Here is a 15860-nt window from a genome sequence, read left to right as displayed (position 1 = left end):
GAGAGGGACCGCGGCCGCTGCCAGATTTCGCGAGAATTTGAGCAGAGTTTGGCGTTGCCGGTTTTGTGATCTCGTTTCCCGGGATTCTTGCCCGGCCGTGCCGGCGGCAAGCAGGCCTGATCCGCGCCGACGGATCGGGTCCAACAAGAACGTGGGGGGAGAAATCACGATGTGGAATCAAATCTACGACCCGTTGGGGAGCCCGGCGCTGTCGACGCTGGCCGCCGCCGTCCCTGTGGTGACGCTGCTGGTCCTGATCGCCAGCGGCAAGGTGAAGGCGCATATCGCGGCGATCATCGCCGTGATCCTGACCAACGTGATCACGATCTTCGTCTTCACCATGCCGGCCAACATGTCGATCCGCGCCACGTTCTTGGGCGTCGTCACCGGCTTCTTCCCGATCGGCTGGATCGTCCTGAACGTCATCTTCCTCTACCAGGTGACCGTCTCGACCGGACGCTTCGAACTCTTGAAGCGTGCCATCGGCGGCGTCACCGAAGACCGCCGGCTGCAGCTGCTGCTGGTCGCGTTCTCCTTCGGCGCGTTCTTCGAGGGCGCGTCGGGCTTTGGAACGCCGGTGGCGATCACCGGCGCCGTGCTGATCGGCCTCGGCTTCTCGCCGCTCGCGGCCTCCGGCCTGTCGCTGATCGCCAATACCGCGCCGGTCGCCTATGGCGCGCTCGGCACGCCGATCCAGGGCCTCGCCTCGGTGACCGGTCTCGACCCCTATATCCTCGGTGCGATGGTCGGCCGCCAGCTGCCGATATTCTCGCTGATCGTGCCGTTCTGGGTGGTCTGGGCGTTTGCGGGCTGGAAGGGCATGAAGGACATCTGGCCGGCGATCCTGGTCACCGGCGTATCCTTTGCGGTGCCGCAATTCCTGATCTCGAACTACATCAACCCCTGGATCGTCGACATCGGCGCCTCGCTGATCTCGATGGGGGCGCTGATCCTGTTCCTGAAGGTGTGGCAGCCCCGTCAGCTGTGGCTGTCGCCGGCGCTGCGTGGCCGCGACGAATCGGCTGCGACCATGGCGGCGGCGAAGCCGCTCGACCGCACGCCGCTGACGCAGGCCGAGCTGTGGGGCGCGCTGCTGCCCTGGATCATCGTCTGCGTCATCATGCTGATCTGGGGCAACGGCGCCTTCAAGACCTGGGCGAACTCGATCTTCACCTGGAGCTATCCGGTGCCCGAGCTCGACAAGCTGATCAACAAGATGCCGCCGGTGGCTGCGAAGCCGACGGCTGAAGGCGCCGTATTCTCCTTCACCTATCTGACCTTCACCGGCACCGGCATGCTGATCGCCGCGATCATCTCCGGCTTCCTGATGGGCGTCGGACCAGGCAGGCTGATCGCCGAATATGGCCGCACCATCCGGCTCTGCGCGATCTCGCTGATCACGATCTCGGCGATGCTCGCGATCGGCACGCTGACACGGCTGTCGGGTGTCGACGCCACCCTCGGTCTCGCCTTCGCCGCGACCGGCGTGCTCTATCCATTCTTCGGCACCTTGCTCGGCTGGTTGGGCGTGGCGCTGACGGGATCGGATACGGCGTCGAACGTGCTGTTCGGAAACCTGCAGAAGATCACCTCCGAGCAGCTCGGCCTGTCGCCGGTGCTGATGGCGGCGGCCAACTCCTCCGGCGGCGTGATGGGCAAGATGATCGATGCGCAGTCGATCGTCGTCGCCTCGACCGCCACCAACTGGTACGGCCACGAGAGCTCGATCCTGCGCTACGTCTTCCTGCATTCGATCGTGCTGGCCTGTCTGGTCGGCCTGTTCGTCACCCTGCAGGCCTATGTCTATCCGTTCACGGCCATGGTGCTGAAGTAGCGCCACTGACTGCGACAGAAACCCCGCGCCGCCGCTGCGGCGCGGGGTTTGCTATGTCCGGGTCACATTGTTCAGGTCACATTTGTGCGGGCGTGCTGGCGGCCAGGCAGAGGATCGCCTACAAGGCGGCCCCTGCGCGTAATGATGAGTCGAGAGGAACGATGCGAGTGGTGAAGCGAGCCTGTGCCGGCCTGGTGGCGGCGTTGTGGATGTCCGGTCTGTCGATCACCGCCGCCGCGGCCGAGGATTTTCCCTTCGGCATGGAGATGACGCTCGACGCGCCGCCGCAGCCCGGCTCGAAGCGGGTGCCGGATCTCGACATCGGCGACAATGGCGACACCGTGCTGGAGCTCTGGTGCAAGGGCGGGAAGGGCCAGTTCTCGGTCGCGGGCAACACCATCGTGTTCATCGCCGGCAAGATCGAGGATCGTAACTGTCCGGCGGCGCGTGCCCAGGCCGATGACGACCTGATCGCGGCGCTGAGCGCGGCGACCAACTGGAAGCGCCAGGGCGACCTGATCATCTTCGTCGGACCGAAGACGCTGCGCTTCCGGCTCAACACCAATTGAGCCGAGACGGCCGGCTGCAAAGTCCTGGTCACATCGATCGGCGCGCAGGCCCCGCTGTCACCCTCCCCTGGAGGGGGGGGGCGGCTCATAGGCGCGAAGCGCATGTGAGCCGGGGTGGGGTGATCTCTCCACTTGCACCGGTTTCCGCGGCCCACCCCACCCCGCTCGCCCGCTTCGCGCGCGATCGACCCTCCCTCCAGGGGAGGGTGAGACCGACATCGCGGCGCCTCGTGGTCATCATCGAGCGACGGTCGAGCAGTGCGGCCGTCCATCCAGATCCAAGCACCTGCCGTCACGGCTCGGCTTACTTCCAGACCGAGTTGTCCGCGTCCCAGCGCTTGGCCTTGAAGGCCTTCGCCAGCTCGTCGATCGCGCCGCCATCATCGCGCGTATCGCTTTCCTCATCGCCCGACGATTCGTCCGACAGGATCAATTTGGCCGCGGCGGCTTCATCGAGAGTGGTCGTGGTCGGGCTGCTGATCCACAGCATCAGCGCATCCGCGCTCCCTGGCTTGTCAGGCGAGACGAGGCCGCTGACTTCGATGACGTCGGTCAGCTCGAGCGCCGGCATCAACTGGCTCGGCCGCTTCAAGGTCAGCTTGAGTTTGCCGGTGACCGGGTTCCAGGCCACGCTCGTCGGCTTGGCGTTGTAGGTCTTGGCCAGCACGTCGGAAATCGCGCTGCCCAGCTTGTCCCGGTTGATCTTGTCGCCGTCGCGCCAGTCCGCGGCCGGGAAGCGGATGGTGCGGTCCATCTCCACGGTTCCGGCAGTCCAGCCGGCGGTCACGACGCCGTTCATGGCCCGTGCCTTCGCGATCAACGCGCCGGCGCGCTCGGGATCCACCGTCATGCTGATGGTCTGCTCGCCCGCGCGCAGTGCGTCGCAGGTCACGATCAGGCTGGAGAGCGAGATCTCGACATCCTGGCCCTTCAGGCTCTTGAGGAACTCGACCACCGCGTCCAGCTTGAGACGGACCGAGACCGCCTCGGGCGAGACGTCGGTGAAGTCCTTGGGCTGTGCGGTGATGCCGTCGTCGCTCGACTGGCTCTCCTGGAATTCCTTCTCGCTGACGTCGGAATTGTCGGTGGACGCCACCTCGGTCACGGTCTTGCCGATCGCGATCTGGCCGCGGAACTCGAAGGTGTCCCCGGTCGGCTTGCGGTTCAGCTTCACCGTGACCGGCTCCTTGGCGCCGTTGCTCTGGGTCGCACCGGTCAAGGTCTGGCCATTGACGGTGAGGCTCACCACGAAACGGTCCTTGCGGTCCGAATTCTTCGCCACGGGATAACAGACATCGAGCGTGGCCGCGGTGACGTTCTTGCCTTGGCGCGTCTCCTTCAGGATCACGTCGGCATTGCCGTCCATCAGGCCGTCGATCGCGGTGAAATAGCGTGTCTCGTTGGCGGGGGCCGCCTTGGTCCCGCTCTTGCTCTGGGCCCAACCGAGTTCCGGCGCGGCCGCAGCAATCACGGCCAGCGCAAGCAAAATCGCGCGCATCTGAAAATCCTTATGGGGGCAGAATCGGCCTTAAGCTGTAGCGCCGATTTGCGATCCCTGCACCCCCGGCGCGGACACTCGGCCAAAAAGAAGGCCGCCCGGAGGCGGCCTTCCTGAACGTCCCGGTGATGGAAGCGATGGGCTCAGAAGCCCATGCCGCCCATCCCACCCATGCCGCCGCCGGCCGGCATCGCCGGAGCCGCGTCCTTCGGCAGCTCGGCGACCATGGCTTCGGTGGTGACCAGCAGGCCTGCGACCGACGAGGCGTCCTGCAGCGCCGTGCGGACGACCTTGGCGGGGTCGATGATGCCCTTGGCGACCATGTCGACATAGTCCTCGGTCTGGGCGTCGAAGCCGAAGGTCTCCGACTTCTCGTCGAGGATCTTGCCGACCACGATCGAGCCCTCGACGCCGGCGTTCTCGGAGATCTGGCGGATCGGAGCTTCGAGCGCCTTCAGCACGATGTTGATGCCGGCCTGGACGTCCGAATTGGCGTTGGTGATGCGGCCGACCGCCTTCTTGGCACGCAGCAGCGCGACGCCGCCGCCGGGGACGATGCCTTCCTGCACCGCAGCGCGGGTCGCGTTGAGGGCGTCCTCGACGCGGTCCTTCTTCTCCTTGACCTCGATCTCGGTCGCGCCGCCGACGCGGATCACCGCGACGCCGCCCGCGAGCTTGGCCAGGCGCTCCTGCAGCTTCTCACGGTCGTAGTCCGAGGTGGTCTCCTCGATCTGCGCCTTGATCTGGCCGACGCGCGCCTCGATGTCGGCCTTCTTGCCGGCGCCGTTGACGATCGTGGTGTTCTCCTTGTCGATCACGACCTTCTTGGCGCGGCCGAGCATCTTCACCGTGACGTTCTCGAGCTTCATGCCGAGATCTTCCGAGATCAGCTGACCGCCGGTCAGGATCGCGATGTCTTCGAGCATGGCCTTGCGGCGGTCACCGAAGCCCGGCGCCTTGACGGCTGCGACCTTGAGGCCGCCGCGCAGGCGGTTGACGACCAGCGTGGCCAGCGCCTCGCCCTCGACGTCCTCGGCGATGATCAGCAGCGGACGGCCCGACTGCACCACGGCTTCGAGCACCGGCAGCATGGCCTGCAGGCCCGACAGCTTCTTCTCGTGCAGCAGCACGTAGACGTCGTCGAGCTCGGCGGTCATCTTCTCGGCGTTGGTGACGAAGTACGGCGAGAGATAGCCGCGGTCGAACTTCATGCCCTCGACGATGTCGACCTCGGTCTCGAGCGACTTGTTCTCCTCGACCGTGATCACGCCCTCGTTGCCGACCTTCTGCATCGCCTGGGCGATCATCTTGCCGATCGCGGCGTCGCCATTGGCGGAGATGGTGCCGACCTGGGCGACCTCGGCGGAGGAGGCGACCGGCTTGGCGCGCTTCTCGATATCCTTGATCACGGCGGCGACGGCAATGTCGATGCCGCGCTTGAGGTCCATCGGGTTCATGCCGGCGGCAACCGACTTGGCGCCCTCGCGGACGATGGCCTGGGCCAGCACGGTCGCGGTGGTGGTGCCGTCACCGGCGGTGTCGTTGGTCTTGGAGGCGACCTCGCGCAGCATCTGCGCGCCCATGTTCTCGAACTTGTCCTCCAGCTCGATCTCCTTGGCGACGGTGACGCCGTCCTTGGTGATGCGCGGAGCGCCGAAGCTCTTCTCGATGACGACGTTGCGGCCCTTCGGGCCGAGCGTCACCTTGACGGCGTTGGCGAGAATGTCGACGCCGCGAAGCATGCGGTCGCGCGCGTCGCCAGCGAATTTGACGTCCTTGGCTGCCATTTCAAAATTCTCCTGGAGTGGACCTCGACGGCCAGGGGCGCGATCGCCCGTCTGTCGCCTGAACGAGGTTGCAGAGCATTGTTGCCCGGGGCGGCTGACCGCCGCCCCCGGCGGGGCGGCATCAGGCGACGACGCCCATGATGTCGGACTCCTTCATGATCAGGAGTTCCTCGCCGTCCAGCTTGACCTCGGTGCCGGACCACTTGCCGAACAGCACGCGGTCGCCGACCTTGACGTCGAGCGGGATCAGCTTGCCGCTCTCGTCGCGGCCGCCCGGGCCGACGCCGACGACTTCGCCCTGCGAGGGCTTTTCCTTGGCGCTGTCGGGAATGATGATGCCGCCCTTGGTCTTCTCTTCAGCGTCGATACGCTTAACCACGACGCGATCGTGCAGGGGACGAAACTTCGATTTGGCCATGACGGATCCCTTTTGGGGTGCTTCGATGAGTGTTGCTGTCGGAGGGAATCTGAATGCGGCCACATTTGGCGCCCACTTGGCTCCAACTGACTCGCGGCCTTAGCAATCGTGCCCTCCGAGTGCTAAAGACCGCTCGGGGAAATATGGCTTGCGGCTGTTCCTGTCAAGCAACGGCCGGCGGTTAAGCCCTTCTTGAGGCTGTTAGGGGATGTTGTCCCGGGCCAGACATGTTAGTGGAGCGGCGTCGTCATCCGACGTCATTGCTCTGACGCGCGTTTTGCGCTTGGTTGCCGGACGGGGCAGCCATGATCTTGTTCCTAAGGGGATGCCATGACGAGTTCACGGTGCGCGCGGCCGGTTGCCAATCTCGCGATCGCGTCGGCGCTCACGATGCTTCTGGGAGCGTGCACGGGTTTCAGCCTGTCGCCGTCGACGCCCATGCAGACCGAGGCGCCGGTCGAGCCTGAGGTTCCGGCGACGATCCGGGCGGAGGATCTGGTGGGCAAATGGGGCCTCGCCGCTTACAACAATCCGAATGACCGCGTACGCACCGAGAAGATGGCGCTGGCGCAGTGCAAACAGCCCTATACGATCGGGGCGGGCACCGCCGGCGGCGTGGTGATGCATCTGGCCGACCAGGCAACTCCGCAGGAGCTGCGGCTGAAGGGCTCGGCCGGCGGCAAGAATTACATCGGTCCGGCCGGCCCCCCCGGCGGCGAGCAGGATCGCGAGGTCGTCTCCTTCGACGGCCGGGTGCTGATCACCCGCTTCGTCGACAAGGATGCAGCCACCCGTTACCAGACGATGGTCTACGTCCGCTGCGGGCCGCGCGCCTGAGGTCCGGGCGACCATCCCGCTACGATCGAGAGACGAACGAAAAACGCCGGCGAGAGCGCCGGCGTTTTGCTTGGTGCCATGACCTGTCGGAACCGTCGCTGGGACGGGCCGACGGGCTCAGTTGAACAACGCGTCGATGTCGTCCTGCGAGGCGTGGCCGACATCGCCCTCCGCCTTCGGTCCGTTCAGCAGCCTGGCGTCGCCCTCGCGGGTGTCGACGATCGGCGGCACATGCGCCTTGATGGCGTCGACGCCACCCCAGATGTCCATCATCACCACGATGTGGTGCTCGATGAACTTCATCGTGGTCATGACCTTGTTGATGCGCTGGCCGGTCAGGTCCTGGAAGTTGCAGGCCTCGAAGATCGAGACCACGCGCTCCTGGATCTCTTCGCTCAGGATCTTCTGCTGGTCGGCCGAGTCCACCTTGGAAAGCGCGCTGGCGGCCTGGTCGATCGCCTCCGCGGCTTCGAGGATCTGCTGCGTGGCCTGCTCCGTGCCGCCGACGACCGCGCCGAGCTCGCCGTTGACCTTCGCCATCTCCTCGCCGTTGAAGCTCTTGGCATGGAGGGTCGCGATCTCGCCCTTGGTGCGGTTGATCGCATCATGAATGAGATCCAGCTCGACCTTCAGCTTCTCGCACTGTTCGATCTGTGCGCGATAGGTCTCGAGCAGCGCGCGCGCCTCGGCGACCTCGCGTGCGGCAGACTCTTCGATGGCGGCGTTCGCCGTGCCGCCGCCACCGCCGTTGCGCATGGCGTGGGCCATCTGAGAGCGGATCGCGCGGAGCTCGTCCATGATTTCCTTGTGATTGGGGCCGATCTCGCCGCCGACGAAGTCGGGCTCCGGCATATGGCCGATAATTGCTTCTTCGATACGGAAACGCTTGCGAACAGCCATGACAATATCCCTGACCTCTTGCTCGGATCAGTTCTACGCGGAGGCTATTTAACATCGCGTTCACGCCAGGAACCGCGATTGCGCAACGCCCGCGTGCGCCGTGCGTCAACGATTAACCATGCCCCGCCGGCCTTCACGCAAAATAAACGCTAGCTATCAAAACCGCCGCCGCCTGCGGCGATGGTGAATCCCGGAGCCGTCCGCGTTTACCAAAGCCATCGGGTTTTGCTCTTTATTGACGATACGCGTCGGCATCACTGCCTTGCGCCACGAACAGTCTTCAGACGAAACAGTACAGAGTACGTCGATGTTCAAATCATTCTCCATGGCGCTGCTGGCCAGCGCATGCGTCTTCCATGCAGGTCTGGATCGAGCCGCGGCCCAGGGATTTCAGCAGCCGACCGTGATCTATAGCGGTCCGCCGCAGCAGACTGCGCCGGTGCGCACCGCCTATGTCGAGCGCCCGCGGATGGGCGGCGGCTTCATCGAATTTTTGTTCGGCGATCCGCAGGGCGGACGAGGTGTCCCTCCGCCGGGGCAGCCGATGTACCAGCAGCAGCCGTCCTATTACGGGCCGCAGCAGTCGATGCCCGGCGGCGCGCCCCAGCAGGGATTGCCGGACGATGAGGCCTATGAGCAGACGCAGCGCCCTCTCGATCCCAAATACGAGAAACAGATCGTTGACTACGACGGCAGAGAAAAGGCCGGCACGATCGTCATCGATACACCGAACAAGTTCCTCTATCTTGTCCAGGGCGAGGGCAGGGCGCTCCGCTATGGCATCGGCGTCGGCCGACCCGGCTTCACCTGGTCGGGCGTGAAGACGATCTCCGCCAAGCGCGAATGGCCGGATTGGACGCCGCCGGCGGAGATGCTGGTGCGCCGGCCGGATCTGCCGCGGCACATGGAAGGCGGACCGCAGAACCCGCTCGGCGCCCGCGCGATGTATCTGGGCTCGTCGCTCTACCGGATCCACGGCTCCAACGAGCCATGGACGATCGGCACCAACGTCTCGTCGGGATGCATCAGGATGCGCAACGATGACGTCATCGATCTCTATAGCCGGGTGAACGTCGGCACCAGGGTGATCGTGCTCTGAGGTCGGCGGCAGAGACGGTCCCGATGCAGGAAGGCCGCCCTGGAGGGCGGCCTTTGTTTTTCATCATTGCTCAGGACCGGGATGTTTCAGGCGTAGTCGCTGCCGCCGTCATCATCGTTGCCAGAGCCATCGTCTGCGTCTGCGTCGAAGTCCGCTTCGTCGCTGTCGTTGCCGCTATCATTGTAGCCCGCCTGGTCGAACAGGCCGGCGCGGCCGCCGCCATCGCCGGAGCGGCCGATGTCGTCGAGGCCGGCGTCCCGCGCCAGCGAGCCGCCGGACTGGTCGCTCCACGGGCTGGCGCCGCCGCCACGCTCCTCGATGATGGTGGTGTCACCGAACGCCTGATGCGACCCGCCACCCATCATCGAGCGGATGCCGCCGAGCAGCAGCGAGCCGCCGACCATGCCGGCCGCGGCAGCTGCCGCGGTGCCCAGAAACGAGCCGCCTCCGCCGCCGAACATGCCGCCGCGCGGCTGCCCGAAGCCACCCTGATCATAAGGGCCGGGCTGACCGGGATAGCCGGGCTGGCCCTGGTACCCCGGAGGCATCGCCTGTCCGCTGTTCCAGACCGGCCGGCTCTGCGAGGGCGGCGGCACGTTGGGAACCGATCCGCGGCTGCTGGAGCCGAAGATGCTGTCGCGCATCGAATCGAGGAAGCCGCCGGACTGGCCCTGCTGGGGAGCCTGGGCGTGCTGCAGCTCCTCGATGCGGGCATTGGCGCGCTTCAAGGCTTCGTCCTGCACCAGCACCGTCTGCACCAGCGCGTAGACGGCATTGGGAGCCCGCTGCAGCGCCTGGGCGATGGCGGCGGAAGCCTCCGGATCACGCGGCGCACTCTCCAACTTGGCGAGCCGGTCGAACAGATCGTCGATGAGTTGGCGTTCTTGCGGTGTCATGTGGTTCTCCTGCGGCTTGCCAGGTTCCGGCGAGGCGCGGCCAAGATTTAGGGGGACTTTGTGGTCCGGCCAGTCGGGCCGCGGATTAAATTTCCGTATGCGACAAAGCGTCGTTGGACTTGCGAAGCGCTTCGGACGTCCATGTCGTGTCCCTTGGATGAGAAACGCTGGCAAACGGCATTTCGTTCGTCGTCGAGGCGGGAAAGATCCGTCAGGCGAGCGTCACCCGGCGGCGGTCCAGCAGGCTGGGGAAGTGCTCCCCGGCGAGATAAGCGTGCTCGTGCTCGCGTTGCACCGTCAAAGGATCGAGCTCGATCAGGACGTCGTCGACGAAGCCGGGATGGCACATCACCAGTCCGTGCTCCGGAAGCTCGTCGAGGAAGCCGTCCATCAACGCCGCGAAATCCGAGGCCTTGGTGAAGTCATAGGCGCCGGCGAACGCGGGATTGAAAGCGATGTCGGCGCGCCGGGCCTGGCTGCGGAATTGCGCGCTGAGCACATCCAGTAGCAGTGCCTTCGGCGCCGTCAGCCGCGGCAGCCACGGTCCCTTGCGGCCGCCCTGGCGGACCCAGGCCGACGGTGCGGCTTCCTTGACGGCGGCGAGAAAGCCCTCGCGGACCTGCGGATAGAGCTGCGCATGCTGGTGGCCGTCGACGAAATCGGGCGTGCGGCCGAACAGCTCGCCGAACGTCGCCAACTGAACCATCACCTCGGCGCGGATGATCTCGGGATCGAGCCGGCGGGTCAGTCCGGCCCGCAACAGCCTGGGAAAGGGAGGAAACATGCCGCCTTCAGAGGGACGGAAGTGCATCGTCAGCGGCCGGAACGGCGCGGTCAGGGTCACGTGCAGGCCGATGGCGCAGCGCGGACTGTCGGCAGCGACCTTGGTCAGCTCCGTCACCTCGTCGCGGCCGATCGCCGTGCCCACGGTCATCACCGAGGTCGCGTTGAGCCGGCCGCGTGCGATCAGGTCGCGGATCGCGCTGTTGACCCCGGGACTGATGCCGTAGTCGTCGGCGCACAGCCAGATGCGCCGGTGCGGCGCCTCGCTCATTCGGCGGCATTCCTCTCGGCGCCGTCGCTCCGCGCCTCGAGCTTTGCGCGCTTCTCGCTGTGCTCGGCGACGAAGTAGATCGGACGTGCCTTCAGCTCGGACAGGATCTTGCCGATGTACTCGCCCATGATGCCGATCATGATCAGCTGCACGCCGCCGATCGTCATCAGGCCGACCATCAGCGAGGGATAGCCGGGCACGGACTTGCCGGTGGTGAAGGTCTCCCAGAGGATGGAGAGGCCGAACAGGAACGCGCCCGACGCGAGCAGGATCCCGAGCAGGCTGGCAAAGCGCAGCGGCGCGACCGAGAACGAGGTCAGGCCTTCGATCGACAGGCCGAGCAGGCTGGTGACGTTGAAGGTGGTGACGCCATGGGCGCGGGCCGCGGGCTCGTAGTCGACGCGGATCTGGCGGAAGCCGATCCAGCTCGCCAATCCCTTGAAGAAGCGGTTGCGCTCGGGCAGCTGCCGCAGCGCCGCCACCGCGCGCGGCGACAGCAGGCGGAAGTCGCCGGCATCCTCCGGGATCTTCTGGCGCGCGCCCCAATTGATGAGGGAATAGAAGCCGCGAACCGCCACGCGGCGCAGGAACGGCTCGTTGTCGCGGTGCGCCTTCGCGGTGTAGACGACGTCGTAGCCGTCCTTGATCCAGTGCGAGACGAGCTGCTCGACCAGCGCCGGCGGATGCTGGCCGTCGCCATCCATGAACAGCACGGCGCCGCGCCGGGCATGATCGAGGCCCGCCATCAGCGCGGCCTCCTTGCCGAAATTGCGCGACAGCGACACGACCTGGACGTCGAGCGCATCCGCCTGAAGAGTGCGGGCGATCGCAAGCGTGTTGTCGCGGCTGCCATCGTCGACATAGACCAGCTCACAGGCGAGGCCGAAGCGCTGCCGCAAGGTGCTGGCAAGGCCGTTCAGCCGCTCGTGCAGCGACGTCAGTCCCGCGCCCTCATTGTAGAGGGGGATAACGATCGACAGTCCCTGCGACGCGGCGTCGGCCGCAGTCGTGGTCAGATCCGACACGTCGGTACCCAGCATTGCTCAGCGTCCTCGTTCTCCTACCAACATATGGTAGCCGTACCAGCCTGTCGCTACGATGAACGGCGATTTATGATCGCAGGAAGGCCTCGAGACGGGCAAACAGCGGATTCTCACGATCGAGCACATAGTCGAGCGAGGCGACCGAGACGGTTTCAGCGCCATGCTCGCGCAGAAAGCTGCCGAGCGCGTAAATCTGCGCCGGCGGGCAGTGCAGGGTCAGCATGCCCGACGAGGTCGGGCCGCCGAACGGTGCCACGACGCCGAACCGGTTGTGCGCCTCGGTGAGCATTGCTGCGTCGCACCCTTTGAAGCGGGTGCGGACCTCGCGGTATTTGCTGGCGCGGGCACGGGCATGGATGTGGTCGAGAATGATCCGGGCGCTCTCGCGCGGCCCGTCCCACCAGTCGGCGTCGCGTGAGGCGACCAGATTGGCCTGGCTGCGCAGGATCACGCCGTCGTCCAGCACCTTCAGCCCGTTGGCCGCGAGCGTCGAGCCGGTGCTGGTGATGTCGACGATCAGCTCGGCAGCGCCGACCGCAGGCGCGCCCTCGGTCGCGCCGGCGCTCTCGACGATGCGGTAGTCGACGATGCCATGGGCAGCGAAGAAGCTGCGCGTCAGGTTGATGTACTTGGTCGCGACGCGCATGCGCCGATTGTGCTGGGCGCGGAAGCCGGTGGTGACGTCGTCGAGATCGGCCATGGTGCGGACGTCGATCCACGCCTGCGGCACGGCAACCACGACATTGGCGCCGCCGAAGCCGAGCGTATCGATCAGCAGCACGCGCTTGTCGGCGTCGGTGATGCTCTCGCGCACCAGATCTTCGCCGGTGACGCCGAGATGCACGGTGCCGCGCGCCAATTGCGAGGCGATCTCACTCGCAGAGAGATAGGCGATCTCGACATTGTCGAGACCGGAAATGGTGCCGCGATAGTCGCGCGCGCCGCCCGGCTTGGACAGGTTCAGCCCGGCGCGGCCGAAGAACGCTTCCGCATTCTCCTGCAGGCGGCCCTTGGAGGGAACGGCGAGGACGAGGGGGCCGCTCATGATGTTCTCCCGCGCGCGGCGTTGCCCGCGGCGCTGCTCTGGGCCAGTCGCTCGATCCAGATCGAGAAGCCGACGGCCGGAATGGATTCGGCCGCGCCGAGCTGGGTCAACAGTCCGTCGTAACGGCCGCCGGCGACCAGCGGCTCATCGCCATTGCCCAGATGATGCAGCTCAAACTCGAAGCCGGTGTAGTAGTCGAGGCCGCGACCGAAGGAGGTGGCGAAGCGGACCCGGCCGAGGTCGATGCCGCGCGCCGCCATGAAGCCGGCGCGGGCTTCCAGCGCGTCGATGGCTGCGGTGATGTCGAGCTTGGCGTCGGCGGCGAGCGCGCGGAGCTGTTTCACCGCCTCCGTCGGGTTGCCGCCGATGGCAAGGAATCGCTTGATCAGGTTGAGCGCGTCGCGCGGCAATGCGCCGCTCTTCAGCGTCGACTGCTCCAGGAAGCGATCGGCGATCTCCGCCACGGTGCGGCCGCCGACCGCGGTCGCGCCTGCGATCGACATCAGGTCGGTCACCAGGGCGAGCGCGGCCTTGCGATCAGAGCCGGCCAGCGCGGCGAGCACGCCCTCATATTCGTTGCGCGGCGCCACCGCCGCGATCGCCAGCCGCTCCAGGTCCTGCGCCAGGGTGCGCTTGCGGTTGAAGTCCTTGATCAGCCGGCGGCGCCACACGGGATAGAGATTGAGCGCGTCGATCAGGGCCGTGAACAGCGCGACGTCCCCGGTGCGGATGTCGATGTCGGCAACGCCGGCGGCCGCGGTCGCCTCGATCGCCAGCGCCAGCATCTCCGCATCCGCGGCGGGACGATCCTTGCGGCCGAACGATTCGATGCCGGCCTGCAGGAACTCGCTCGGGCGGCCGCCACGGTAGCGAAATACGGGGCCGAGATAGCTGAAGCCGGCCGGCTGGCCGGCGCGGGCCGAGCCGAGATAGTCGCGGGCGACCGGAATGGTCAGGTCGGGGCGCAGGCAGAGCTCCTCGCCGCCGGCATCCGCGGTCAGATACAGGCTCTTGCGGATGTCCTCTCCGGACAGGTCCAGGAAAGGTTCGGCCGGCTGCAGGATGGCTGGCTCGGCGCGGTCATAGCCGGCGTCGACGAACGACTGCAGCAGCGTGTCCGCCCACGCAGCGGGTCCGGTTGGAGCGGGTCCGGTCATGTCGATTTGGTTCCAATAAGGGATGCGGCCGCCATGGGGAGCGGCGGCAGCCCCTTAGCATGGCCGGCCAGCGGTTTCGACCGTGAATGGCCGAAGCTAGGCCAGAATTGGCGCAATGGCTTAACCTGCCCGGCTGCCCCAATCGCCGAGCGTCGCCTGCACCAGGGCGAGCGCCGCGACGCCCGCGGTATCGGCGCGCAGGATCCGCGGCCCGAGCGCCAGCCGGGTCACGTGCGGCTGCCGCAGCAGCAGTTCGCGCTCATCGGCGGCGAAGCCGCCTTCGGGCCCGATCAGGAGGTCGATGCCGGCGCCCCCGGCACTGCCGCCCCGCAGGGCCTGCAAGGGATCGGCGATCTCGGCCGCCTCGTCGCAGAACACCAGCATCCGCGAGCCGGGGCGCTCACGGATGAAGCGCTCCAGCGGCACCGGGTCCTTGACCTCGGCCAGGCTCAGGATGCCGCATTGCTCGGCGGCCTCGATCACATTGGCGCGCATGCGCTCGCCATTCACCCGCGACACCTGGGTGTGGCGGGTGAGGACCGGCGTGAGCGTCGCGGCGCCCATCTCGACGGCCTTCTGCACCATGTAGTCGAGGCGCGCGTGCTTGAGCGGTGCGAACACATAGGCGATGTCGGCAAGCCGATCCTGCGGTCGGACCCTTTGTCGGATCGTCAGCCCGTCGGGCCGCTTGCGGCCCTCGATCGCAGCCTGCCATTCGCCATCGCGGCCGTTGAAGATCAGAACATGATCCCCGGCGCCGAGGCGCAGCACATTGCCGAGATAATTGCTCTGGCTGCGGTCGAGCGCGACGGCGCCGCCCTCGATCAGGGGCGCATCGACGAACAGGCGCGGGGCGGTGAAGTCATAGTCGGGCATGGCGCAAAGCAGTGCGAGGGACGGACGTTGCTTACCGGACCGGGCGTCGGCCGGGAAGCCGGCGTCGTGCTCGGGGCTGCACCGGCGATGGCCCGTTTTGGCCGTTCTGTCGACAGATTTTACCGGTTGAATCGCAGCCGAATTGGCGATCGTCCATTCCGGCGGAGTTCCGGACGATGCCGGAAGCCTTGGCCCCGAACCTTTGCACCGAGCCTCTGCCCCGAGCTCTGGCGAGGAGAACAGCCGTGATCTGCAAACATTCGACTTGGGCTCTGTGGGCCCTCGCCGCGCTCGTCGTGGCGATATCGGCCGGGCCGTCCCGGGCTGACGACAAGAGCATCAGCGCGTCGCCAAAGGCGGAGCCGGTGGCGCCCGGCGGAGCCGCAACGGCGACGATGGGCGGCTTTCGCCCTCCCCAAAGCTGCCTGAAGGACTTCACGCCGCTGCGCGACGAGACCGCCCGCCGCGCCAAGCTGCTGAAGGTTGCGACCGAGCGCCGCTTTACGCCCGGCGAGGCCTGCCAGCTGGTGCATGACTACGAGCTCGCCCAGACGAAGATGATCGACTACGCGGTCGCGCATGCCTCGTCGTGCGGCATCCCTTCCAAGATCACCGATCAGCTGAAGGCGAATCACGAGAACACCCTGGCGGTGATGCGCAAGGTCTGTACCGTGACGTGGAACGTCGCGCCCATGCCGGGCATCGGCTCATCAGCACCCGTGGCTGGATCGATGGGGCCTTCTTGATCGTGGAGCCCTAGAGGAACGAATTTCCGGCTTGGAGCTGGGACTGCAAATCAATGGCGGGGCGGTTCAGCCACTTGGAACTCCGGCTGCGTCTCTCCGCC

At 66.4% G+C, this 15860-nt stretch carries 15 protein-coding genes; 5 read left to right on the top strand and 10 right to left on the bottom strand.

Going from position 1 to position 15860, the window contains the following annotated elements; translation table 11 throughout:
• Positions 1–169 precede the first annotated feature (169 nt).
• Both S58_RS30880 and S58_RS30875 read left to right on the top strand, forming a co-directional pair.
• Complete coding sequence (locus tag S58_RS30880; RefSeq protein ID WP_015669361.1) at positions 170–1834, top strand: L-lactate permease; 1665 nt, start codon at positions 170–172, stop codon at positions 1832–1834.
• Between the two features lie 161 nt (positions 1835–1995).
• Positions 1996–2403: an META domain-containing protein gene (locus tag S58_RS30875; RefSeq protein ID WP_042340328.1), complete on the top strand. Its 408-nt coding sequence runs from the start codon at positions 1996–1998 to the stop codon at positions 2401–2403.
• Positions 2404–2707: 304 nt separating this feature from the next.
• Here S58_RS30875 and S58_RS30870 read toward each other — a convergent pair whose 3' ends face one another.
• The 3 genes from S58_RS30870 to groES form a co-directional block, all read right to left on the bottom strand.
• The gene (locus S58_RS30870; protein WP_015669359.1) at positions 2708–3901 is read right to left on the bottom strand and encodes a hypothetical protein; all 1194 of its coding nucleotides are present in this window, start codon (positions 3899–3901) and stop codon (positions 2708–2710) included.
• Between the two features lie 143 nt (positions 3902–4044).
• Entirely contained in the window at positions 4045–5688 is a 1644-nt protein-coding gene (gene groL / locus S58_RS30865; RefSeq protein WP_015669358.1) for a chaperonin GroEL, read from the bottom strand.
• 121 nt (positions 5689–5809) lie between these two features.
• On the bottom strand, positions 5810–6106 hold the full coding sequence (groES, locus tag S58_RS30860) for a co-chaperone GroES (protein WP_015669357.1): 297 nt from the start codon (positions 6104–6106) through the stop codon (positions 5810–5812).
• A gap of 330 nt (positions 6107–6436) precedes the next feature.
• On the opposite strand from groES, the gene S58_RS30855 reads away from it, so the two are divergent.
• Complete coding sequence (locus tag S58_RS30855; protein WP_015669356.1) at positions 6437–6943, top strand: hypothetical protein; 507 nt, start codon at positions 6437–6439, stop codon at positions 6941–6943.
• Positions 6944–7060: 117 nt separating this feature from the next.
• Here the strand turns inward: S58_RS30855 and S58_RS30850 are convergent, their stop codons facing one another.
• Positions 7061–7843: a protein phosphatase CheZ gene (locus tag S58_RS30850; protein WP_015669355.1), complete on the bottom strand. Its 783-nt coding sequence runs from the start codon at positions 7841–7843 to the stop codon at positions 7061–7063.
• Between the two features lie 307 nt (positions 7844–8150).
• Between S58_RS30850 and S58_RS30845 the strand changes: the two genes are divergently transcribed.
• On the top strand, positions 8151–8942 hold the full coding sequence (locus S58_RS30845) for a L,D-transpeptidase (RefSeq protein WP_042340327.1): 792 nt from the start codon (positions 8151–8153) through the stop codon (positions 8940–8942).
• Positions 8943–9028: 86 nt separating this feature from the next.
• Here S58_RS30845 and S58_RS30840 read toward each other — a convergent pair whose 3' ends face one another.
• The 6 genes from S58_RS30840 to S58_RS30815 form a co-directional block, all read right to left on the bottom strand.
• Positions 9029–9838, bottom strand: coding sequence for a DUF2076 domain-containing protein (locus S58_RS30840; RefSeq protein WP_015669353.1), 810 nt, complete (start codon positions 9836–9838; stop codon positions 9029–9031).
• A gap of 211 nt (positions 9839–10049) precedes the next feature.
• Positions 10050–10892, bottom strand: coding sequence for a ChbG/HpnK family deacetylase (locus S58_RS30835; protein ID WP_015669352.1), 843 nt, complete (start codon positions 10890–10892; stop codon positions 10050–10052).
• Positions 10889–11932 (bottom strand): glycosyltransferase family 2 protein, encoded by a 1044-nt coding sequence (locus S58_RS30830; RefSeq protein ID WP_015669351.1) that lies wholly within the window; start codon positions 11930–11932, stop codon positions 10889–10891. The genes S58_RS30835 and S58_RS30830 overlap by 4 nt, the downstream gene beginning before the upstream one ends.
• 70 nt (positions 11933–12002) lie before the next feature.
• A complete protein-coding gene (gene hisG, locus S58_RS30825; RefSeq protein ID WP_015669350.1) occupies positions 12003–12980 on the bottom strand; it encodes an ATP phosphoribosyltransferase in 978 nt (325 codons plus the stop codon).
• Positions 12977–14137, bottom strand: coding sequence for an ATP phosphoribosyltransferase regulatory subunit (locus S58_RS30820; RefSeq protein ID WP_015669349.1), 1161 nt, complete (start codon positions 14135–14137; stop codon positions 12977–12979). The genes hisG and S58_RS30820 overlap by 4 nt, the downstream gene beginning before the upstream one ends.
• A gap of 120 nt (positions 14138–14257) precedes the next feature.
• On the bottom strand, positions 14258–15013 hold the full coding sequence (locus S58_RS30815) for a 16S rRNA (uracil(1498)-N(3))-methyltransferase (RefSeq protein ID WP_015669348.1): 756 nt from the start codon (positions 15011–15013) through the stop codon (positions 14258–14260).
• Positions 15014–15189: 176 nt separating this feature from the next.
• On the opposite strand from S58_RS30815, the gene S58_RS30810 reads away from it, so the two are divergent.
• The gene (locus S58_RS30810) at positions 15190–15759 is read left to right on the top strand and encodes a hypothetical protein (protein ID WP_244440669.1); all 570 of its coding nucleotides are present in this window, start codon (positions 15190–15192) and stop codon (positions 15757–15759) included.
• Positions 15760–15860: the final 101 nt, after the last annotated feature.

Origin of the sequence: Bradyrhizobium oligotrophicum S58, assembly GCF_000344805.1 — a bacterium.
Lineage (GTDB): Bacteria > Pseudomonadota > Alphaproteobacteria > Rhizobiales > Xanthobacteraceae > Bradyrhizobium > Bradyrhizobium oligotrophicum.
The sequence above is the reverse complement of the archived record's forward strand: the minus strand, read 5'-3'. Positions and strand labels throughout refer to the sequence as shown.